Consider the following 21,524-nt stretch of genomic DNA (forward strand, 5'->3'; position numbering starts at 1 on the left):
TATTTATTGTAGTAAATTATAGGCCTAATTGTAAGGGGATATTTTTCCCCCTACAATTAGACGATAAAACAACTTATTTGCCGCAAGTGCAGCATTCTTTCACTTTCGGCGCGGCGGCCAAGACTTCTTTAGACACACCGTCTTCGTATTTTTTGAAGTTTTCCACGAAGGATTTGGCCAAGGCTTGATATTTTTCCATATAAGCCTCTTTGTCTTTCCACAAGTTCATGGGGTTCAAAATTTCAGACGGTACGCCTTCACATTCTGTCGGGATTTGGAAACCAAATACCGGGTCGGTGGTGAAGTTTACTTTAGCGAGTTTGCCATCTAACGCGGCATTGAGTAAAGCGCGGGTGTATTTGATGCTGATGCGGTTGCCGACGCCATAAGGGCCGCCAATCCAGCCCGTATTGACGAGCCAGCAATCCACATTATGCTCTTGAATTTTCTTTTTGAGCAGTTGCGCATACGTATCCGGATGCAAGGGCATAAACGGAGCACCAAAGCAGGTAGAGAACGTGCTGGTCGGTTCTTTTACGCCTTTTTCCGTGCCGGCTACTTTGGCCGTGTAACCGCTGATAAAGTGATACAAGGCTTGATCCGGGCTAAGTTTAGAAATCGGCGGCATCACACCAAAGGCATCACAGGTCAAGAAGATGATGTTTTTCGGGTGGCCTGCGCGTTTGGTGGGTACGGAGTTGCTGATAAAGTTAAGCGGATAGCAAGCGCGGGTATTTTCGGTCAAGGTATCATCATCTAAGTCTAATTTGCCGGTTTCCGGGTCAAATACGACGTTTTCCAAGACGGTACCAAAGCGTTGGGTGGTAGAATAGATTTGCGGTTCGGCTTCGGGGTTTAAGCGAATAACTTTAGCATAACAACCGCCTTCAAAGTTAAATACACCGGAAGCATCCCAACCGTGTTCGTCATCACCAATCAGTCCGCGGGATACATCGGCAGACAAGGTGGTTTTACCCGTGCCGGACAAACCAAAGAAAATAGCGCTGTCGCCTTTATCACCCACGTTGGCAGAGCAGTGCATGGTCATAATGCCTTTTTGCGGCAAGAGATAGTTCATGACAGTAAATAAGGCTTTTTTATTTTCGCCGCCATATTCGCTACCGATGACCAAAACGGTTTTCTTGGCAAAGTTGGTCACGATGACCGTTTCGGAGTTGGTTCCGTCGGTTTTCGGGTCCACTTTCAATTTCGGCAAGCAGATTAACGTAAATTCCGGTACGAAGGATTTCAATTCTTCTTTGGCCGGTTCAATGAACATATTCTTGACAAATAAGTTGGTCCAGGCGCATTCGGTGATGGCACGGACTTTTAAGCAAGATTCTTTGCTAGATCCTACATAGGCATCGCGCACGAATAATTCTTTGTCCGCGGCATATTTTTTGGCCTTTTCAAAAATGGCATCCCAGTATTTTTCTTCAATACCGACATTGCCTTTGCTGAACCACAATTTCCCTTCTACATCTTTCGTTTTAACGAAAAAGCGGTCGTTGGGGCTGCGGCCAGTGTGTTTGCCGGTGCTAACGCAGAACGGTCCGCCATAAACGACGTTACCTTCGTTACGTTTGATTGCTTCTTCATACAAGGCCGGAGTGGAATAGTTCCAATACACGGTCTTGGTGGTGGTAAGGCCGGAATTTTCCAGCCCAAAGTCCGGTTTATAAAAATCCGGTTTTGCATTTTTTGTATTCATAATTTTTAGTCTTCCTTTCACGACAGATTTTTCAGCGCCTTGGCTATCCTTTGGACTCCGCGGACAATGCTATCCTCAGAGGCGCAAAAGCTAATGCGCAAGTGTCCGTCCATCCCAAAGGCTTTTCCGGGCACTACAGCCACTAACGCCTGTTCTAACAAATACTGTGCCAGTGCTTGTGAGTCGGCATTATAATGGCTAAAATCGGTAAAACAATAGAAAGTACCTTGCGGCTTATGCAGCACTAGATGCGGAATTTTTTGTAACTCAGCCAGTAAGATATTTCTATTTTTTTCTAATAACGCGCACAATTCTGCGATACAACTTTGGTCCCCTAATAAGGCGGCCGCCGCGGCTGTTTCAGATAAATCGCAGTTGCACGAGGTGCTTTGGGCTTGCATACGGCCCATGGCACTGATTAATTCTTCATTTTCACATACGGCCCATCCGATGCGAAGCCCTGTTAGGCCGTACAATTTGGACACGCCGTTTCCAATCACTAAGTTTTGACTGTTATGACTGAAAGCGTACGGATTAGGGCACTTCTTACCGTCAAAAACGAGCTGATGATAAATATCATCCATAAACAGGAAAATATGTTTTTGCTCGGCCAGTTCCACTACCCCTTTGATGAAATTCTCATCAAAAATTAGTCCGGAGGGATTGTTAGGGCTATTGAGCAAAATGGCTTTGGTTTTTTCCGTAATGGCAGCTTGTAATTCTTCAAGCGTAATTTGCAATCCGTGTGCCGGACGCACGACTACCGGTGTACCGCCGGCCAATTTGACCATTTCCGGATAGCTGACCCAATAGGGGGCCGGAAATACCACTTCGTCACCCGGGCTTACAGTGGCCAATAAAAAATTGAACAGAGCCTGTTTGGCTCCGGCGGAAATTAAGATATTTTTCGGGGAGGGTTTACGCCCGTAATAGGTCTGAGTGTAATGGGCTACGGCCTCTTTTAGTTCCGGTGTACCCGATGACGGGGTATATTTAATTTGTCTGGTTTGGGCTTTCTTAACAATAGCTTGCACCGCGGAAAGCGGAGCCGGAAAAACAGGTTCTCCCCCGCCTAAATGAATAAGCGGTTGACCTGCTTTTGTAAGGGCACGCACTAAAGCATTGATTTTTAACGTAGGGGAATCCCCGATCATTTGTGCGCGCGTAGACAAATTCAAATCAGACATTGGGCCAAAATCTCCTATTATCTATTGTAGCATTTCACGCGGCATTATACCTAGAGAAAAATTCGCTATTTTTTTATTTGTTCGATTTTTTCCAGTACGGCATTAAGTTGAGGTAAATTAATTCCCTCAATTCCGCCTCGGTCGGCAGCAGCCGCGATGTCTGGGCTGAGCGGCAATCGGGCCGTCGAGGCAATATGATAAGAGTCAGCCGTTTCTTGCAGGTGGCTTTTACCAAAGATTTCATGTTGTTTGCCGCAATCGGGACATATAAAATAGCTCATATTTTCTACTAAGGCAGTTAACGGTAATTTCATGAGTTCGGCCATTTTGACTGCTTTTTTAACAATCATCCCTACCAGTTCCTGCGGCGAAGTCACAAAGACAATCCCATCAATGGGCAGACTTTGGAAAACCGTCAGCGTTACATCTCCGGTACCCGGCGGCATATCCACAAATAAAATATCTACATTGTCCCAAATGACTTCGGTCCAAAATTGTTTAACCGTGCCGGTAATGAGCGGCCCGCGCCAAATGACAGGGTCGTTTTCATTGTCTAGCAATAAATTGAGCGACATTAATTGTACCCCGCTTTTGGACTGTACGGGATAAACGCCGCTTTGGTCTCCCATCGCGCGCTCGTGTACACCAAACATTTTAGGAATTGACGGGCCGGTGATATCCGCATCTAAAACGGCAGCTTGCAGGCCTTTCTTTTGGGCGGCCGATGCCAATAATGCAGTGACCATGGATTTGCCCACTCCCCCCTTGCCGCTACAAACGGCAATTACTTTTTGCACGCGGGCATGCGGATTTAATTTTTCCAGTAAACTCTGCGGTTCGGTACGATCCCCGCAATTTTGCGAACAGGTTTTACAATCGTGTGTGCATTCAGCCATAAAATACTCCTATAGAAATCTTTTTTATATTTTAGCAATTTATCAAGTCGTACGCGAGGATAAATTTGTTATACTTATTCTATGATGAAAAAAATATTCTTTTTGATAATGCTGTCAATGGTACTAATAAGTACTGTTTTTGCTCAGGAGATAGCAACTTCCTATACTCCTCAATTTGACCCGGAAAAAATTTATTTATTTGATGTGAATATTGAGGTTTTACAGAATGGGCGTATTGTAGTAACGGAAAACATTACTCTCAATGCCCGACATCAACAAATTAACCGTGGTATTTACCGAGATATTCCTATCTCTTTATTGGAACAAGTAGAGCCTATTTCTTTAACTTTAGATGGTAAAAAACATCCCTTTTTTACAGAAAAGAAACCCAAATATTTACGGGTGAATTTCGGCGATGATAATTATATAGATACCGGGGTGCATACTTATTCTTTTGTGTATGCCTATACCGGGGCGATTAATTTTCTGAAAAATTATGATGAACTGTATTGGAATGTAACCGGAAATGGATGGAATTTTGATATAGATAAAGCGCAAGTAAGCGTGTCTTTCCCTTCTAATGTAGAAATAAATAAAAATGGGATTTCTGCTTATACGGGAGTATTGGGAGCTAAAGGAAGAAGTGTACAAGAAGTTGCCCCATTGACCTATGAAACGACACGGACTTTGCGTCCAACAGAAGGACTGACTATTGCCATTCCATTTCAAAAAGGAGCCATACAACCTCCCTCTTTATCTCAACGATTATCTGGGATAGCCTCTTGTCCTCTATTTTTCTCAATAGTTGTGAGCTTTATTTTGCTGTTTTATTTTATTATTACGTGGGCTAAAGTAGGCAAAGATCCCTCTTATTTAGCTTTGACTCAATATACCCCGCCGGAAGGTATTTCTCCCGCATTTATGTATTATTTAGAAAATGGAATGGTAGATGCAAAACTGTTGACTTGTGCTATCTTGGATTTAGCGATGAAGGGACATATAGAAGTGAACAAAACAAAAAGTTTTTTTTCGCAACATGAATTAGTGCTAAAGAATATGCCGACAGAGAAATTACCGATAGAAGAAAATGAAATGATCAGACGTTTTTTCACTCGTTCTTCTAGTTTTACCCTAAATAAGCAGCACACAGAAGTTTTTGGAAAATTAACGCAAGAGATAAAGATACTATTTTCCCAACAATGCAAACCCTATATTGTTAGCAATGCCGGTTACTTGCTAATCGCGGGTATACTGGTTTTGTTTTTAGGAACAGTTCCTTTTATTTTAGGGAAAAATGCGCCACTTATTTTTATCAATTTTCACTTCTCTATATTTTTTATTTTTCTGAGTTTAGGAATAAATAAAATGATACCTAAGATTTTTTTAAGCTTATTTCTAACGGCATTTTACGGTGTCTTTTGGATCGGAGCCGGACAGATAAACGGTCCGGATATACTGATATGCCAAATATTATTCATATTTAGTATGTGGGGTCTGTCTTTATATGCCACGCTTATTCGTAATGTGACCCCGCAAGGCAAAGTATTATTTGAAGCAATCTCTGGATTTAAGAAATATATGAAAATAGCGGAAGTGAATCGGGTAGCGGCCTCTAATCCGGTGGAAGCAGAAAAAATATTTTGCGATTATTTACCTTTCGCTTTTGCGTTGGGGCTTTATAATAAATGGATGAAACAATTTAGCCATATTTTGTCCAAGGACACCATTGAACGATGTACGGCTTCTGCCGGCGGGGCTCATTTTATAGCAAGAGGCTTATCTAGCAGTATTTCTTCTTCTATGAGTAGTAATAGTGGGAGCCATGGCGGCGGTTGTAGCGGCGGCGGCCACGGAGGAGGTGGCGGTGGCGGCCGCTAGAAATTATTTCCTGTATTAGCATAAAAAGCCCCCTGATGGGGGCTTTTTAAGTGGAAGGTTTGTAAAACCAAGCAACGGAGAGGGAGGGATTTTCCTTCCGGTTATTTTCCTGACGGAAAATACCTGCAGTCCGGCCTCGCGGTTTTTGCCTTTCGCCGTTAACTACATCGGCTCAAACAAAAACATCGCTCCGGCTTTCAAATCCCTACGCGGCATAAAGCAGTTTATGCCGCTTCCAATTCCCTAAAATTAAAAACCCCACATAAAGTGGGGTTCAAATTTTCGGAGAGGGAGGGATTCGAACCCTCGAAGCCTTGCGGCTTACAGGTTTTCGAGACCTGCTGTTTCGACCACTCACACACCTCTCCAACTATTCTATACACATTATACAAAACTCTTGCATACATTCTCATCTCTAACGTTGTGGCGCGCTTTGTAATTTAACACAATGTGTATAGGGTATCCACTTAAAAACAGCCAGCCTTTTGAGAAGGCTGGCTGTTGTCAAAATAACGGCTGGCTTACATCATGCCGCCCATTCCCCCCATACCGGGCATACCGGCAGGAGCGTGATTATGTTCTTTTTCCGGAGCGTCTGCTACTAAGGCTTCCGTCAAAAGTACGGTTGCGGCGATGGACGAAGCATTTTCTAAAGCGGTGCGTACCACTTTGGCCGGATCTACGACCCCTGCTTTTAACAAATCGCCATACTCACCGGTTTCGGCATCAAAACCGTCCGCAGCACCTTTCATAGATAATACTTTATCTACTACTACGGCACCATCGAGTCCGGCATTGACCGCAATTTGTTTGAGCGGAGCGGTTAAGGCTTTGCGTACAATGGCGATACCGGTTTTGATATCTTCATTGTCCGTTTTTAAGCCGTCCAAGGCCTTTTGGCTGCGGGCTAAAGCAACACCGCCTCCCGGCACTAAACCTTCTTCTACGCCGGCTTTGGTGGCGTTCTTGGCGTCTTCCACTTTAGCTTTTTTGGCTTTCATTTCGGTTTCGGTGGCAGCCCCTACGCTGATGACAGCTACACCGCCGGAAAGTTTGGCTAAGCGTTCTTGCAATTTTTCTTTATCGTAATCGCTGGTGGAATTTTCAATTTGTTTGCGGATTTGTTCGGCACGGGCGGCAATAGCTTCTTTGCTGCCTTTTCCGCTGACGATGGTGGTATTTTCTTTATCTACCACAATGCGTTCGGCTTGCCCTAAGAAGGCAAGTTCAGCTTTGTCGAGTTTCATGCCGCGTTCTTCGCTGATGACTTCACCGCCGGTCAAAGTAGCAATATCTTGTAACATTTCTTTGCGGCGATCGCCAAAACCCGGAGCTTTTACGGCGCAACCTTTTAAGGTACCGCGTAATTTATTGACCACTAAAGTGGCTAATGCTTCGCCATCTACATCTTCTGCAATGATTAAGAACGGACGACCGCTTTGTACGATTTTTTCCAGTACAGGCAACAAATCGTTCATGGAAGAAATTTTCTTATCGGTAATAATGATATACGCATTTTCCAATACACATTCCATACGTTCCGGATCGGTTACAAAGTACGGAGAAATGTATCCGCGGTCAAATTGCATACCTTCCACTACGTCTAATTTCGTTTCGGCAGTTTTGCCTTCTTCAACGGTAATAACGCCTTCGTGGCCGACTTTTTCCATGGCTTCGGCGATTAATTCACCAATGACGCGGTCATTAGAAGAAATCGTGGCAATTTGAGCTTTTTCTTCTTTGGTTTTGACCGGTTTTTGCATTTTAGCCAAGGATTCTTTTACCGCACCGACGGCCATTTCAATACCTTTTTTGACCATGGTCGGGTTGGCACCGGCCGTAATGTTTTTGATCCCTTCTTTTAACAAGGCATCTGCCAATACGGTAGCGGTAGTGGTACCATCACCGGCTACATCGTTGGTTTTGGCAGCCACTTCGCGAATGAGCTGGGCACCCATATTTTCAAATTTATCTTCCAACTCAATATCTTTAGCAATTGTTACACCGTCGTCAATAATGAGCGGAGATCCAAACTTCTTTTCCAATACTACGCTACGTCCTTTAGGCCCTAAAGTAACCTTAACAGCATTAGCTACTTTTTCAATACCCGCTTTCATTTTAGCGCGGGCTTCATCTGCAAAAATAACTTGTTTTGCCATACTAATATCTCCTTAATTTACCCCAAAATACCTAAAATTTCATCTTGGTGAATGATTAAATAGGTTTCATCATCCAATTTGATTTCTGTGCCGGAATATTTTCCGTATAATACTCTGTCTCCTACTTTGACATCCATGGGGGCACGGTTCCCTTTATCATCCAATTTCCCCGGGCCGGCCGCTAATACTTCCCCTTCCATCGGTTTTTCTTTGGCGGTGTCGGGAATGATAATCCCGCCTTTCATGGTTTCGCGCTCAATGGGCTTTACAATCAGTCTGTCACCCAAGGGCTTAATTTTCACATCGTTCATAATAACCGCTCCTTTTTTAGATATATTAGATAGTGCGCAAAAAATAAATTAGCACTCTTTTTGCGTTAATGCTAATTTAGCATAAAAGAAAGATAATTGTCAATAGTTTGTTGAGTTTGCTAAAAAAGAAAGCAACTAGACAGTTTATTTTAGACGGAAAAGTTATTTTTTCCGGGAGAAGAAATTACGTAACTTTTGGGAAAAAGTTTGTTTTTGGGGCGCCAGTATTTTAATGACTACAGCGGAAATATTATCTTGTCCGTCACGGTCATTAGAGAGGCGGACTAACTGCTTGCACAGTTTGACAATGGACATGTTTTTACCTTTTTGTACAATTTGTCCAATGGCTTGTTCTGTAAGTCCTTTGTACAACCCATCTGAACACAGGACCAAGATGTCTCCGGGGCGTACTGGGAATTTTAACAAGTCAAATTCTACATTTTTCTTGATTCCCATGGCGCGGGTGAGTACGTTTTGAATTTTACTGTGGTCTGCATCTTCTTTGGATAGTAGCCCTCGGCGTACATGTTCCATAGCCAAAGAATGGTCGGTAGTAATTTGAACGATTTTACCGTCTCTGCACAAATAAATACGGGAATCCCCTACATGCACTGCCACCGCACAATTTTGGTCAAAAACGACCCCGGTCAACGTAGTACCCATCATTTTGTAGACGGAAGAGGATTGGGCTGTGGAATAAATTGCGGCATTGGCCAAATTGGCCGCCATCAAAAGTTTACGTTCTACAAATGTTAATTTTGGTAAGAAAGTATCGGGGATTTTCAGCGTACCCGTATTTATTTTGCGAATGGTTTCTGCTAACACGGAAACAGCAATACTGCTGGCAATTTCTCCGGCACTATGTCCCCCCATCCCGTCGGCTACGGCGCCCAGTGCCAAGTCCGAAGAAATGACGACATTGTCTTCGTTCTTCTCACGGATTTTTCCGATGTCCGTTACAGCCGCGAATTCAATATCAAATTGGTTCATAGATCCTCTTTGAACAATAAGCTGCTAACACAACTGTACACGGCTGAAAAGAATAATAACAGAACGAGGAAATAATAAGCATTATTCTCTTGAGCATGGCGGTTAAAATTATCTACCGGATAACTAATAGCGTGATCCCATATAGCAAATTTGGTATTGGATGGGCCATGCATGTAATAGTCACTTAGCATAGATACAAAGAACGGATAGGCTTCCGGTTCGATGGCCTCGGCTGCGTAAGTGTTTAAGGCATTGACCAAGAATTTCTGTTTTTCTTCTTCCGGCATATAATTGATGGCTTTATCTTGTGCAAACGCTTTTAGCACGATAGGTTTATTTTCCAAATATATGATATCGGAGTCAGAATCATCATTTTTTTGCTGTTCTGTCGGTTTTTCCATAGGGATAGTATCTACTAACGTGTTCAAGGTAGTAGTGAGATTGCCCGCCAAGCCAGACACGTTGTATAACCAAAAACAGCCGACACCTGCCAGCAAACAAAAAGTGGGTAACAAGACCGCTTTTTCCTCTTTTAGTGCCACGTGATATAGAGCCAGAAGACTGAATAAAAATCCACCGGCAAATAGGATCTTTGTGAGCACGGCACTCCAGTCCGGCAATACTGTCAGAGAGGTCGCTCTGTAAACTAAAACGCCGGAAAGAATAATCAAAGAGGCCGCCAACAATCGTTGTGCCGGAGAACGATCCATTCTCCAACAGAGCGAAATCGCCAACGATACAGCCAACATCAGATAGCAGAAATAATACTCCGGTGATAAAATGTATTGGCCAAGCTGAGAAAGATTGAAAAACTCTACATTAGGAGTAAATACACCGGCTAAGTAACACGTGATAGCCAACGTAAGCAAAATAAGTGTGCTCTTCATATAGGCGCGCAACGAGGCCAAGACAAAGATACACGCAATAGTGATAATCGCTAAAGCGGAGAAAAGTAGTTGATTGGGTTCCATATGGCCGGAATAGAAGGGGGCCAATAAATTATGGATAATACCCATATTATCAGACGTATATACCGAGCAAATGCGTCCTAAGGTCAAAAACACATATCCGATTAACAAGGTAGACACCACGAAAATGGGTAACCAAATGGCCAGTTGCAATGCTGTGCGTGGCAGGGTCGTCTTATGCTGGACCACTTGTTTAGCTTGCGGCGTTTGTTGTAAGGCCGCCGGTGGCACGATCATATCGGCCGGCTCAGGTGCTGGAGCAGAAACGGACTTGGAAGGAACTGGAGCATCTGTTGCTGACGGCAAATCATTCAAATTGGGCATCTGTGTTTCAGGTTGCGTATGCTTATGCGGTTGCGTAGACGACATAGAACGATATATGTCTTGTGCCCGATTTTGGCGGATAGTTTCCGTCGAAAATTTTTCTTCTTTTGCAATATGGAGAGGACCTTCTATGCCTAAATCAATGGCTCCTCTGCCTTGTTTGGTTTTAATGCGCAACTGCTCTTCCGCGCGCATTTTATTAAAGTATAAATAGGTTTCTTTCGCGGTTTGGAAACGGTCATCCGGGTTTTTGCTCATTAATTTTTGAATAGCCAAGGATAACCAACCGGGCATTTCTGGACGTAATTTAGCCGGATTAGGAACAGGTTCGTTAATATGTTTTTGAATAATTTCAACCGTGTTTTTGCCGTTATACGGGAAATGACCCGTCAGCACATAATACATGCTGGCACCGATGGAGTATAAATCGGCGCGTGGATCAATTTCCTTCCCTAAAGCCTGTTCGGGCGCAATAAAATATGCAGTACCGGCCAGTTCTGTGGTTTTGGTAGAACCGGTTTCTTTATCGACTTTTTTAGCGATACCAAAATCTACTATTTTGGGCTTTCCCTCCGGAGTGATTAAAATGTTGGAGGGTTTAATGTCACGGTGAATGATTCCTTTTTCGTGAGCTACGGCTAATCCTTTTAGTACGCCCTCAAACAAATCTAAGATTCGGCCAATAGGGAGCACGCGTTCTTTTTTCAGCATAGCCGACAAAGTTTGTCCTTCCACAAAGGACATCACGATAAAATAGTAGCCCTGCTCTTTTCCTACATTGTACACGTTGACGATGTTTGGGTGGTCTAGTTCGGCAATAGCACGCGCCTCAGTCAGAAATAAACTGACTGCCTTTTTATCATTGGCTAAATTGGGACTTAAAATTTTAACGCAGACGATACGGTTCAGAGCTTTGTGACGAGCTTTGAAAACGGCGCCCATTCCCCCTTCGGCTACTTTTGCTAAAATCTCACAGCCGGAAATTTCTTTGCCGACTAACGTTTGTGCATCGAGCATACTTTATACTCCTGTTAATAAACCCAAATTTATTATACTAAAAGGCTTGCTTTTTAAGCTATCAAATCTTACAATATAACCAGACTATTCTATCATAGCATATTTGGACACCTTTGAAATACAAGCGTTAGGAAGGAAAGGAGGAGATATGGCTGAAAGCAGTTTCATGCGTTTACAGGAAATAGGGGTTATTAAACAAGAGCAGGGAAGTGAAATTCAATTTTCTATCGATGCCTATCGGGGCTATCGATATGCGTCTATCCGTAAGTATTTAACGGAGGGTGCTTATACGGGAGCCACCCGTGCCGGAATTACCCTAACGCCGGATATTGTCAAAGCAGTAGCTCCTTTACTGGCGGCGCTTCCGGATGATCCGGCACAACTCCAAGAAGTAGAAATAGGTAAATTTGCCAAGCGTCCCGGTTTATCTGTGATTGTGCGTATCAGCGAATTTCGTGGCAGCAAAGGAATTGATTTCCGCCAATGGCAAGAAGATGCCGCCTATAAAGGATGGACCAAAAAAGGAATTCGCCTTCCGGCACAGAAAATAAAAGAGATTAAAACGCTTTTTGCTCAACTGGCACAAGCCCTACAAAATGGGTAATTCAGCAAGAGCAATTGCATCCTGTCTTTTAACAGAAGTACCGAAGGAATTCTACTTCAGTTTTGTTATAATATAAGTATGCAACTAGGATTTATAAAAGTAGCCGCGGCAGTTCCCCAAGTACGTGTCGGAGATTGCCAGTATAATTTACAACAAACTCTATCCTTACTGCATCGGGCAGCAAAGGAGGGAGCTGAATTGGTGGTATTTCCGGAATTGGGCCTTACCGGATATACTTGTGCGGATTTGTTTCATCAATCTTTGCTTTTAGACCAAGCCGAACACTCTCTGCAACAATTACTTCAACAAACTTCCCATTTGCCATTAATATCGGCGGTAGGAATGCCGCTGCGCATAGGGAACGCTTTGTACAATGTCGCCGTTGTTTTTCAGAAAGGTAAGATTTTAGGGGTAGTTCCCAAAAGTTTTTTACCCAATTATGCGGAGTTTTATGAAAAACGCTGGTTTGATAGCGGTGCTGAAACGGAAGTTTCGGAAATTGAGTTAGCCGGTCAAACCGTTGCTTTTGGGACCAACTTGCTATTCCAATATGGACCGGCTGTGCTAGGAGTGGAACTTTGTGAAGATTTATGGGTGCCGATTCCCCCTTCTTCTAAAGCGGCATTGGCCGGAGCTAACATTATCTTAAATTTGTCAGCCAGTAATGAACTAACCGGCAAGCATACTTATTTGGAACAATTAATCTTGCAACAATCCGCTCGTTGTTGTTGCGGATATGTATATGCTTCTGCGGGAATCGGAGAGTCTTCTACGGATTTAGTTTTTACAGGAAATGGTTTAATTGCGGAAAACGGCGCATGGCTAACGCGTACGGCTCGTTTTGTGCCCAGTGAACAATTAGTGATTACGGAAATGGACGTGGAAAAATTGCAGGCAGAACGCCGTTTTCGAACTTCTTTTGCGCAAGAAAAGACGAACCCGTTCCGTATCATTCAAGCAATTGCCCCCGCGCGCACAAAGTTGCAGCTTACACGTTCTGTAGCGGAGCATCCTTTTGTGCCGGCTGATGGCGTAAAATTGGCTCCGCGTTGTGAAGAAATTATCCAAATTCAAACGCATGGTTTAATGCAACGCTTGCGCCATACACATTGTCAACGGGTCGTACTAGGGATTTCCGGCGGACTGGATAGCACGTTGGCATTATTGGTGAGCGTACGTGCTTTTGATCAGCTGGGACTACCGCGCAAAGGTATTATAGGGGTTACCATGCCTTGTTTTGGCACAACGGACCGCACGTATTCTAACGCCATTTCTTTGATGAAAGCATTGCAAATTACCCGTAAGGAAATTAACATTCGGGCGGCTGTTACGCAACATCTAAAAGATTTACAACATCCTCTTTCTTCACGGGATGTGACGTATGAGAACGCACAAGCGCGCGAACGTACGCAGGTGCTAATGGATGTGGCAAACCAGCAACAGGCCTTGGTAATAGGTACAGGAGATTTATCGGAACTGGCTTTGGGTTGGGCTACATATAACGGGGATCACATGAGCATGTATGGAGTTAATGCCGGGGTTCCTAAAACATTGGTGCGATATTTGGTGCATTATAGTGCAGACAGCACGAATATCGCTTCTCTAAAAAAGACTTTAACGGATATTTTAGATACCCCTGTCAGTCCCGAACTGTTACCACCTTCCGGTAAGAATATTTCTCAGAAAACAGAAGATTTAGTAGGACCTTACGAGTTGCATGATTTCTTCTTGTATTACTTTTTGCGCTTTGGATTTTCTCCGGCCAAAATAGCTTTTTTAGCCCAGTATGCTTTCGGAAAAAAATATAAAAAAGCAATAATCAAGAAATGGCTGCTCGTTTTTATAAAACGTTTTTTTTCGCAACAATTTAAGCGTTCTTGTTTACCAGACGGTCCCAAAGTGGGATCGGTGAGTTTATCCCCCCGAGGAGATTGGCGCATGCCTTCGGATATGTCTGCAGCGTTGTGGACCAAAGAGGTGGAAAAATTGTAAATTCTACTTGAAAATATTTGTTTTTTAAGTTAGACTTATTATATAGTGTATGTGTAAACTACAAACTAGGAGAAAACGTATGAGAAAAAATTTATTGTTCGTTTCGCTTTTTTTGGCGGCTGCGATAGGCGCACAGGCGGATGGATTGAAGTTTGTCACCACACTTTCGCAACCGGTGGGAGTGTTTCAGAATATAGAAGCGGTGGATGCGAATGCCACTTCTAACATTTATTCGGTGAACTTTTGCCGCGATACGGTGGCTCGTGGCGGTTCCATTTCCAGCAAAAAAGCGACTGTGGTTACCGACTTATTATTGACCAAGCCATCTTCCGTGTTATCAAGTGCGGATGGTGTGGATAACCTTGTGGTGAAATCTTTCCAATTAAAAGGAAGCGATTTGAATACAGACGCGCTTCAAACAAGCATTCCATCTGTGAAAGCGAAATCGTTACAAGCTCAAAATATAGCTCTTACCACTACTTCTTTGATTCCTGAAAAAGGTGTAAAGATTTGGGTAAAAGACACCATTCTGCAAAGAGCTTTTCCCAATAATAGTAGCCACAATATGTCGACGGTAGTGGCTTCTATGAATGCGAAAATGAATATTCCGAACGTAGCGGTTTATAGCACCGGCCCTGAAAGCGCTAATTTAGCTAGCAATATGAGATGGCACTCCATTGCCTGCGCTACCGGAGAAACTTCTTGCAATTCCACTAACGCGAGCAAAACTCGTATCTTACTTGGAGACAAAAATTAAGTTTGTTATCTTCAATAAAAAACCTCCCGGTTAATCCGGGAGGTTTTTTATTGCTACTACCCTATGCAATGATTATTGATTTTTTTCCTTATCTTTCTTAAATAAACCGCTTATATTTTTTACAGTATTAACAGCCGTATTGACGGTAGAGGATACAGCTTGAGACCCTGTATTTACTACCGTTTTACCGGCATCCTTGGCGGTGTGTACGGTGGAACTGGCCACTTTTCCGGGAGTCTTATAGTTGACAATTCCCCCCACCAGCGATACGGCAGTTTTTGTAATGTCTAATTTGCCGGACGGATTGCTAGTTGTGCCGCCGATTTTAATCACAATAGGTGTTTGGGAAGTTAACACGGTGGCTTTTACACGCATGTCTAAGGCATCGGTTTTGAAGTTAATATTCCCGGTGGCGGTCATATTGCTGATAGCGGAATTAAAGTGGGTTTCTTCTATATTCATCAGCCCATTATTAAACTGATAAGTACCCGAACCGGAAGAGAATTTAATCTGGCCGGAATTCTCCGATGGCTGGAATAGATTAATACCAAGTTTAGAGGTCACTTTCTTGACTAGTGTAAGCGGTAAAAGCAGAATTTTGACAATTTTGTTATCCTTTACAAAAGTCATTAAGTCATTGATCGTTCCTTCTTGCAAATCAAAAGATATAGTGCCGTTTGCCTGCTTGAGTGAGGCGCTGGCTTTAGTTAGGGATACATTTAAGCTCGCACCTGTTGACGAAAAATAGGGAACGGCAATTTCTCCGACAGTAAGCGTGCCTTTTAGGTTAAACAACGTTTCTGCAGTAGCACTTTGTGAAGAGGGGGCCGTTTCCACAGGAGTATCCGAAACGTTTTGTTCCGTATCGCTACCAGAGGAAGTAGAGAAAGTATCTAATTTGAGTTTAGACAAATTGGCCTGAAACAAGATATCCAGCACGCTTCCCAAATCTTTGTAGGTAAAAGAGAGAGAGAAGGGTTCTTGATTCAAATTACCGGTAATTTTGGGAGAAGTAATTTCTGCCAAAGAGGCTAATGTAATGTTTCCGCTCATTTCTGAGACGGTGACTGGCGGATATTGTACAGCCACTTTATCTAACGTGATAGTTCCATGTACATCTTGTTTGTCTTTTTTATCCGTGGCGGTCAATTGGCCGGTAATCTTTCCTTTCATGCCAAAACCATCCAGCAAGTTTGTCATGGAAGCTAACTGAGTGAGATTCAAATTGATATCGTTTTGGATGTTGTAAGACGGAGTATCTCCCCCCCAACCGACCTTTCCGACGGCTAATATGGAAGAGTCCGATACCGCCAATTTAGCCTGTGATAGCGTAAACAAGGAGTTATCCAAATCAGCTACGCCATCTGCCTCAAAGGAAATATTCGGTAATACGAAATGGGGTAAATCCGGTGCTAATTCCGCCAGGGCTGTGTTCGAAACACCGGATATTAGCCCTTGTAAATTTACAGTGGGCTGATTAAAGTTTTTTACGCCTCCCTTCAAAGCGAGGGTAATTTCTCGATAATTCGTATCTAAATTTTGTAGGGTGACGTAGGCCTGCGCAAGATCTAGATTGCTTAAATTAATCGTTAAATTACTTTTAATGGGAAGCGAAATGTTTTGTCGCTCATCTTGATAACCAAGATTAAATTGTAACCGTGCATCAAAGGGAGATGTTAAATCAAAATCTTTAACATCTACATTCAAATTTGTGACGGAAACTTGTAAATTCTCTTGTTGGTCTTTATAAAAGACGGCACAGTTTCTGGTATACACATGTTCGGCCAACAAATCGAAGAATTGTGTAGAGGAATCGCTGCCGGAAGAAGTATCCTCTTGCGGTTCTGTCGTTGAAGATTGCGTTAAATCCTCAAAATTAAATTTTCCCTCTTTATCTTTTATTAAGTTTATCTGTAAGCCCTTGAGCCCGACGGTAGAAATGTTAATTTGCTTTTTAAGCAACGGTTTTAATTTCAGCTTTACAACAACATTGTCTGCTCGAATGAAAGTGCCTTGCTCGAAAGTTGTACTTTCCGAAATAGCTAAATCTTTTAAGGTAATACCAATCAGATTAAATGATAAGTCCGAAAAAGTAATTTCACGTTTCAACGTGTTTTGTGCATACGTTTGTATAATGGACTTAATTTTTTCTTCAGGAAAGATGGCCTTTAACGTAAAAAACGCTGCCACCAATAATACAGCCGCCACACCGGCTAAGATACCAACCCATTTAAGTAATTTTTTCATACTCCTTATTATACCAATTTGTCGTCAGGAGGTATGAAAAGAACTATTTTTTATGCTCGTTGATATCGCCGATGTCTATTACATTGTCTTTGGGAGCGGTTAGCGTAGCACGATATTTGTCCAAATCGCGACGTATTACCGCCAATACGAGTAATATAAACGTCACGTCATCGGTAATACCTAAAATCGGCAATACATCCGGTAGTAAATCGATTGGACTGACGAAATAAAATATGCAAAATAATACCAAAAAAAACGTTTTCCACGGCATCGGATAACGCCGCTGTAAAATCGCTTTACTCATTGCAAAAAAGGTAAGAATATCTCTCATATCTTCATTTAATTATTTTTGGGCGAGCTATGCAAGGCCCCCTTCACACTTGGCGTAGATTGCGGCTGAGTAATACGCGCATTTTATTGCCTGCCATATATAAGTATTATAAAAAAAGAGAGTCTAAAAAGACTCTCTTGAAAAAGATTACTTTTGTTCTGTCTGCTCAAATAATTTGGGAGATAAGTCTAAATACAAAGCAATCAAAGGTACCTGATATATCAGCGTCATAAAAGCAATTGGAATGATTGCCAAGAAACTGACTATGTACCGACTGACCGGTAGTAAAATCCAACTAATTGCTCCGAGCAGTCCTATGGCTAACATAGTGATTATAGAAACGATGATAGAGATCAACAACAATATGAATAACAGACCCACCGTATGCCAAAAATGTCCTTTAACTAACTGGTACGAGGAAGAAAAACAAGTTACAAGGGGCAAATCCGTCAATAACAATAAATAGGGAACAAATATCCAATATATAATTGTTACTAACAAAAGTAAGATAAAAAAGAGAATCCATATTGCTACCAATCCCCAAGCTACTAACGGTGCGGCCGCAAGTAAATAGAGAATGAGCCAGCAAATACCGAAGGCCACGGCCGCTCCGGCGCCTATCACGAGCATGTAAAGCAAAGATCCTAAGATTAAGCGCGGAAGACGATATAAAGCCAAGGCCCAACTTTCTGTTAGGTTTTGCGTGTGTTTACAGATATATAGTATTAAAGCACTTACAAACCAGCTAGATAGCAAAGTGCTCAGCACCGATGCCGTTAACGATTGCCAAAGATTTGGCTGAGTGGTAACGGCCTGAATAGGATCAAATCCTACCAATATCCCTTTTATGAACCAACTGGCTGCCGGCGCACAAGCAGCCAACAAGAAAAATGGAAGAAATCTCTTCATTATTTCTTGCCAACTGCGTTCCAACAAATCTTGAAAGTCTAATACATTATCTGTTTCGTTCATAGGGGTTTGTCCGATATTTTAATAGAGTTTTGCTCATCCGGTTCTTGCTGTTGTTTATTTTGTGTCTGCTGATTATGCATTTTGCGTTCATTTTCAGCTAGCTGACGAGCCATATCTTCATCAAACAGGATGGTTGGCATGCGATCTTCTTCTTGATCTAAGGTTTGCGGTAGGTGGTCTGTGGCACTATATACTTCCTGCAGATGGCGTTCCGTCGAATCATCCGGCTGCGTATTAATGGATGCTTGTGTTACTGAAATATCTAAATCTTCCGGCTGAATCGGTTGCGGCGGTTCTACGGGGTCAGCATGTACTTTCTCAGCCGATAAAGGCGGTAAAGGAACGATAGCGGATCTGTCTAGATATTCCAAGTTTAAGAACAGTCCGGTCATGATTGCCTGAAAGGTAATGAGAACGTACAAGTAAATCATAGCGGCTAATATAGCAGCTCCTATCAGATAAATAGGAGAAAGGGTCGATAACCACATCATCAATTGAAATTGTAAAGCCATCGGGTTGCTCAGTAATTGCGGCAGGAAGGCTTTTACGGCACAGGCGGCGACTAAACCCAATAAAATACATAATACGCCTATAGACAATAAAACAAAGAGAACTCGTCCATAATGAGCAGACACCAGTCTCCAGCTATATTGCAAACCGGACAACGGACCTTCGCCGCGCAAGGTAATGGCATATTGCGTGAACATAAAGGGTAGCATCCCAAATCCAAGACCGATGTATACTAATGCTACGACCCATGCGGAACCGGAAAAGGCCGCTCCTAATAAAATCAAGAACACCGGAATAGACAAAAGAATAGAACTAATAATAAAGTAGACAGAAGGAAGGAAAGCTCCTTTGAAACACTCCATAGCGCCAAATCCGGTGCCTTCAATTCTGTCTGCTATGATTTGAATAATTGCCGTTGTAAATACCACTCCTAGTAGAGCAGAAAATAAGCCCAAAGGGATTTGCAGCAGCATCATTAATGGGTGTTGTTTGCCTACTAATAAAACAATACCTGTAGAGACTGCTACAGCCAATATATTACACAGCATGACCAAAAAGCATAAGAGTATTACAGAACCGAATGCTTGATTGGCGACTTTTAAACTTCCAAAGATTAAACCAAATATAGATACCGGACCTTGTTTTAATTCCATATAATTTCCTCAAGTTTATTATATCAAAAAGCAAGCTATTCTCTTATCTTAGCAGAATTTACGAATTATTGAAAGAGTTTGCAACAGCCTGTGCACTGGCCCAGGCCCAATGCAAATTGTATCCCCCCACTCTGCCCGTTACGTCCAGTGCCTCTCCGATTACAAATAAACCGTTTTGCTTTTTACACTGCAAAGTATTTGGGTCAAATTGAGAGACTTCTATTCCACCGGCTGTTACTTCAGCTTGTGTATATCCCATGGTGCCGGCGGGTATAAAATCAAAATGTTGCAGACGTTTGGCCGCCGCGATTAAGACAGATTTGGTAGTGTTTGAGGCAGATTGGTCTAATTCTTGCAATAAAGTAGCCGCAATTTTAGTAGGAATGTAAGGAGACAATAATTTAGAAAATAAAACATTCTTTTGTTTATGATCTTGCAAAAAAGTACACACATCAATACGAGGAACAAAATTGATAGAGAGTTTTTTCCCTTCTTCCCAATATAAAGAGGTTTGCAATACGGCCGGTCCACTAATTCCCTGATGGGTAAACAGCAGATTACCCTGTTCTATATGTTTATCCAATGTGATTTTGACAGATAAAGAATTACCCGTTAGCTCACGGAAAATAGGGCGCCAAGTTGTATCGGCACGCAAACCTACCAGCGCCGGACGCGGTGACACGGTTTGTAAATCAAGTTGCGGAGCTATTTTCCAAGCCAGCGAAGTAGCTCCTAATTGAGGATAAGACATTCCCCCACAAGCTAAAACTACATGTCGGGCATATATTTTTCCATTGGAGGTAAGCAGACAAAATTGTTCTGGTTCTGCTAGAATTTGTAACACTTGTGTATTGAACAAAAAAGAGGTGTGGTTGGCCTTCGCTCGTCGTAACAGCCACGCTGTAACTTCTGTCGCGCGCTGGGTAACAATGCGACCGTCTTCCTTTTCTATATAAGGGATGTTATTCTGTTGTAATAGTGCTAATAATTTGTCGGGTGGAAAAGCGGCCAATGCGTGGTGACAAAAATGTTTATGTTTGCTGTAATAATCCTGCGCAGAAATTTGTCGGTGGGTGATATTGCATTTGCCTCCACCGGTAATGGATAATTTGCGTCCGGCACGAGGATTGTGTTCTATGACTAGCTTGGGAGACGAAAAAGATCCCGCGCAAAATAAGCCGGAAGCTCCTGCACCTATGATTACAGTATGCCATGTAGATGAATGTGGATTTTGTGCCATGTAGCTAGTATAACAAAATTTTTAATGCACAAGACAGGTTTCAAATGCTATACTGTAGACAAGATTTTTAAACCAGTTGTTTAAGGAGATAATATGGAACTCAAAGGTTCTAAGACGGAAAAAAACTTGATGACGGCATTCGCTGGCGAATCTCAGGCGCGCAATAAATATACCTATTATGCGTCTAAGGCTAAAAAAGAAGGTTTTGTTCAAATCGCTAAAATTTTTGAAGAAACCGCAAACAATGAAAAAGAACATGCCAAAATGTGGTTCAAAGAATTGCATGGTGGTGAAGTGCCTGCTACCGCGGCCAACTTGTTAGATGCCGCTCAGGGCGAAAATTATGAATGGACCGATATGTATGCCGGTTTCGCCGCTACTGCCAAAGAAGAAGGTTTTACTCGTATTGCTGCTTTGTTTGAGTTGGTAGGTAAAATTGAAAAATCTCATGAAGAACGCTATCGCAAATTGCTGAAAAATATCGAAACTAACGAAGTATTTAGAAAGGCCGGTATCGTAATGTGGGAATGCTCTAACTGCGGACATATTCACATCGGCGAAGAAGCCCCCGGCATTTGCCCGGTGTGTGCGCACCCGCAAGCTTACTTTATGGTACGCCCTGAAAATTATTAAGCTGATTGCTTATAATGTATCAAAAAACGGAAAGGAACTATCCTTTCCGTTTTTTTCAATTTTGTCTACACAAAAACATTACTGAGAATTAATCCCTCTTAGCCGATAATTTCCCCCAAACACGATTCTTTACACAAACCCGAT

The 21,524-nt window shown here is 42.5% G+C and carries 17 protein-coding genes and 1 tRNA gene; 5 read left to right on the forward strand and 13 right to left on the reverse strand.

Features of this window, described 5'->3' with window-relative positions; genetic code table 11:
• Nucleotides 1–73: 73 nt before the first annotated feature.
• The 3 genes from IKN49_04195 to IKN49_04205 all read right to left on the reverse strand — a co-directional run bounded on the left by IKN49_04195 (nucleotide 74) and on the right by IKN49_04205 (nucleotide 3,794).
• Nucleotides 74–1,711 (reverse strand): phosphoenolpyruvate carboxykinase, encoded by a 1,638-nt coding sequence (locus IKN49_04195; protein MBR3632241.1) that lies wholly within the window; start codon nucleotides 1,709–1,711, stop codon nucleotides 74–76.
• 17 nt (nucleotides 1,712–1,728) lie between these two features.
• The gene (locus IKN49_04200) at nucleotides 1,729–2,898 is read right to left on the reverse strand and encodes a pyridoxal phosphate-dependent aminotransferase (protein MBR3632242.1); all 1,170 of its coding nucleotides are present in this window, start codon (nucleotides 2,896–2,898) and stop codon (nucleotides 1,729–1,731) included.
• A gap of 65 nt (nucleotides 2,899–2,963) precedes the next feature.
• Nucleotides 2,964–3,794 carry an Mrp/NBP35 family ATP-binding protein gene (locus tag IKN49_04205; GenBank protein ID MBR3632243.1) on the reverse strand — a complete coding sequence of 277 codons (831 nt, stop codon included), beginning with the start codon at nucleotides 3,792–3,794 and terminating at the stop codon, nucleotides 2,964–2,966.
• 117 nt (nucleotides 3,795–3,911) lie between these two features.
• Between IKN49_04205 and IKN49_04210 the strand changes: the two genes are divergently transcribed.
• On the forward strand, nucleotides 3,912–5,672 hold the full coding sequence (locus tag IKN49_04210; protein ID MBR3632244.1) for a DUF2207 domain-containing protein: 1,761 nt from the start codon (nucleotides 3,912–3,914) through the stop codon (nucleotides 5,670–5,672).
• Nucleotides 5,673–5,955: 283 nt separating this feature from the next.
• Here IKN49_04210 and IKN49_04215 read toward each other — a convergent pair.
• The 5 genes from IKN49_04215 to IKN49_04235 all read right to left on the reverse strand — a co-directional run bounded on the left by IKN49_04215 (nucleotide 5,956) and on the right by IKN49_04235 (nucleotide 11,441).
• Nucleotides 5,956–6,040: transfer RNA gene (locus IKN49_04215), tRNA-Ser, on the reverse strand.
• 153 nt (nucleotides 6,041–6,193) lie between these two features.
• Nucleotides 6,194–7,831: a chaperonin GroEL gene (groL, locus tag IKN49_04220; GenBank protein ID MBR3632245.1), complete on the reverse strand. Its 1,638-nt coding sequence runs from the start codon at nucleotides 7,829–7,831 to the stop codon at nucleotides 6,194–6,196.
• 17 nt (nucleotides 7,832–7,848) lie between these two features.
• Nucleotides 7,849–8,142 (reverse strand): co-chaperone GroES, encoded by a 294-nt coding sequence (locus IKN49_04225; GenBank protein MBR3632246.1) that lies wholly within the window; start codon nucleotides 8,140–8,142, stop codon nucleotides 7,849–7,851.
• A 162-nt stretch (nucleotides 8,143–8,304) separates the two neighbouring features.
• Entirely contained in the window at nucleotides 8,305–9,132 is an 828-nt protein-coding gene (locus IKN49_04230) for a Stp1/IreP family PP2C-type Ser/Thr phosphatase (GenBank protein ID MBR3632247.1), read from the reverse strand.
• Nucleotides 9,129–11,441, reverse strand: coding sequence for a protein kinase (locus IKN49_04235; GenBank protein ID MBR3632248.1), 2,313 nt, complete (start codon nucleotides 11,439–11,441; stop codon nucleotides 9,129–9,131). Before IKN49_04235 ends, IKN49_04230 begins: the two co-directional genes overlap by 4 nt.
• A 148-nt stretch (nucleotides 11,442–11,589) precedes the next feature.
• On the opposite strand from IKN49_04235, the gene IKN49_04240 reads away from it, so the two are divergent.
• The 3 genes from IKN49_04240 (at nucleotide 11,590) to IKN49_04250 (ending at nucleotide 14,794) form a co-directional block, all read left to right on the forward strand.
• A complete protein-coding gene (locus IKN49_04240; protein ID MBR3632249.1) occupies nucleotides 11,590–12,045 on the forward strand; it encodes a transcriptional coactivator p15/PC4 family protein in 456 nt (151 codons plus the stop codon).
• A gap of 78 nt (nucleotides 12,046–12,123) precedes the next feature.
• Nucleotides 12,124–14,037 carry an NAD(+) synthase gene (locus tag IKN49_04245; GenBank protein ID MBR3632250.1) on the forward strand — a complete coding sequence of 638 codons (1,914 nt, stop codon included), beginning with the start codon at nucleotides 12,124–12,126 and terminating at the stop codon, nucleotides 14,035–14,037.
• Between the two features lie 79 nt (nucleotides 14,038–14,116).
• Nucleotides 14,117–14,794: a hypothetical protein gene (locus IKN49_04250; GenBank protein MBR3632251.1), complete on the forward strand. Its 678-nt coding sequence runs from the start codon at nucleotides 14,117–14,119 to the stop codon at nucleotides 14,792–14,794.
• 72 nt (nucleotides 14,795–14,866) lie between these two features.
• Here IKN49_04250 and IKN49_04255 read toward each other — a convergent pair whose 3' ends face one another.
• The 5 genes from IKN49_04255 to IKN49_04275 form a co-directional block, all read right to left on the reverse strand.
• Nucleotides 14,867–17,041: an AsmA family protein gene (locus tag IKN49_04255; GenBank protein MBR3632252.1), complete on the reverse strand. Its 2,175-nt coding sequence runs from the start codon at nucleotides 17,039–17,041 to the stop codon at nucleotides 14,867–14,869.
• Nucleotides 17,042–17,084: 43 nt separating this feature from the next.
• Nucleotides 17,085–17,345 carry a DUF1232 domain-containing protein gene (locus IKN49_04260; protein MBR3632253.1) on the reverse strand — a complete coding sequence of 87 codons (261 nt, stop codon included), beginning with the start codon at nucleotides 17,343–17,345 and terminating at the stop codon, nucleotides 17,085–17,087.
• Nucleotides 17,346–17,519: 174 nt separating this feature from the next.
• The gene (locus IKN49_04265; GenBank protein MBR3632254.1) at nucleotides 17,520–18,344 is read right to left on the reverse strand and encodes a hypothetical protein; all 825 of its coding nucleotides are present in this window, start codon (nucleotides 18,342–18,344) and stop codon (nucleotides 17,520–17,522) included.
• Complete coding sequence (locus IKN49_04270; GenBank protein MBR3632255.1) at nucleotides 18,341–19,507, reverse strand: hypothetical protein; 1,167 nt, start codon at nucleotides 19,505–19,507, stop codon at nucleotides 18,341–18,343. Before IKN49_04270 ends, IKN49_04265 begins: the two co-directional genes overlap by 4 nt.
• A 58-nt stretch (nucleotides 19,508–19,565) precedes the next feature.
• Entirely contained in the window at nucleotides 19,566–20,747 is a 1,182-nt protein-coding gene (locus IKN49_04275; GenBank protein ID MBR3632256.1) for an aminoacetone oxidase family FAD-binding enzyme, read from the reverse strand.
• A gap of 93 nt (nucleotides 20,748–20,840) precedes the next feature.
• On the opposite strand from IKN49_04275, the gene IKN49_04280 reads away from it, so the two are divergent.
• Complete coding sequence (locus tag IKN49_04280) at nucleotides 20,841–21,380, forward strand: rubrerythrin family protein (protein MBR3632257.1); 540 nt, start codon at nucleotides 20,841–20,843, stop codon at nucleotides 21,378–21,380.
• The last annotated feature ends 144 nt before the right edge of the window (nucleotides 21,381–21,524 follow it).

The organism is Elusimicrobiaceae bacterium (genome assembly GCA_017528825.1).
GTDB lineage: Bacteria > Elusimicrobiota > Elusimicrobia > Elusimicrobiales > Elusimicrobiaceae > Avelusimicrobium.

Coding starts and splice junctions, on each gene's coding strand:
- IKN49_04195 (MBR3632241.1), bottom strand. CDS start 1,711: ATGAATACAAAAAATGCAAAACCGGATTTTTATAAACCGGACTTTGGG.
- IKN49_04200 (MBR3632242.1), bottom strand. CDS start 2,898: ATGTCTGATTTGAATTTGTCTACGCGCGCACAAATGATCGGGGATTCC.
- IKN49_04205 (MBR3632243.1), bottom strand. CDS start 3,794: ATGGCTGAATGCACACACGATTGTAAAACCTGTTCGCAAAATTGCGGG.
- IKN49_04210 (MBR3632244.1), top strand. CDS start 3,912: ATGGTACTAATAAGTACTGTTTTTGCTCAGGAGATAGCAACTTCCTAT.
- groL (MBR3632245.1), bottom strand. CDS start 7,831: ATGGCAAAACAAGTTATTTTTGCAGATGAAGCCCGCGCTAAAATGAAA.
- IKN49_04225 (MBR3632246.1), bottom strand. CDS start 8,142: ATGAACGATGTGAAAATTAAGCCCTTGGGTGACAGACTGATTGTAAAG.
- IKN49_04230 (MBR3632247.1), bottom strand. CDS start 9,132: ATGAACCAATTTGATATTGAATTCGCGGCTGTAACGGACATCGGAAAA.
- IKN49_04235 (MBR3632248.1), bottom strand. CDS start 11,441: ATGCTCGATGCACAAACGTTAGTCGGCAAAGAAATTTCCGGCTGTGAG.
- IKN49_04240 (MBR3632249.1), top strand. CDS start 11,590: ATGGCTGAAAGCAGTTTCATGCGTTTACAGGAAATAGGGGTTATTAAA.
- IKN49_04245 (MBR3632250.1), top strand. CDS start 12,124: ATGCAACTAGGATTTATAAAAGTAGCCGCGGCAGTTCCCCAAGTACGT.
- IKN49_04250 (MBR3632251.1), top strand. CDS start 14,117: ATGAGAAAAAATTTATTGTTCGTTTCGCTTTTTTTGGCGGCTGCGATA.
- IKN49_04255 (MBR3632252.1), bottom strand. CDS start 17,041: ATGAAAAAATTACTTAAATGGGTTGGTATCTTAGCCGGTGTGGCGGCT.
- IKN49_04260 (MBR3632253.1), bottom strand. CDS start 17,345: ATGAGTAAAGCGATTTTACAGCGGCGTTATCCGATGCCGTGGAAAACG.
- IKN49_04265 (MBR3632254.1), bottom strand. CDS start 18,344: ATGAACGAAACAGATAATGTATTAGACTTTCAAGATTTGTTGGAACGC.
- IKN49_04270 (MBR3632255.1), bottom strand. CDS start 19,507: ATGGAATTAAAACAAGGTCCGGTATCTATATTTGGTTTAATCTTTGGA.
- IKN49_04275 (MBR3632256.1), bottom strand. CDS start 20,747: ATGGCACAAAATCCACATTCATCTACATGGCATACTGTAATCATAGGT.
- IKN49_04280 (MBR3632257.1), top strand. CDS start 20,841: ATGGAACTCAAAGGTTCTAAGACGGAAAAAAACTTGATGACGGCATTC.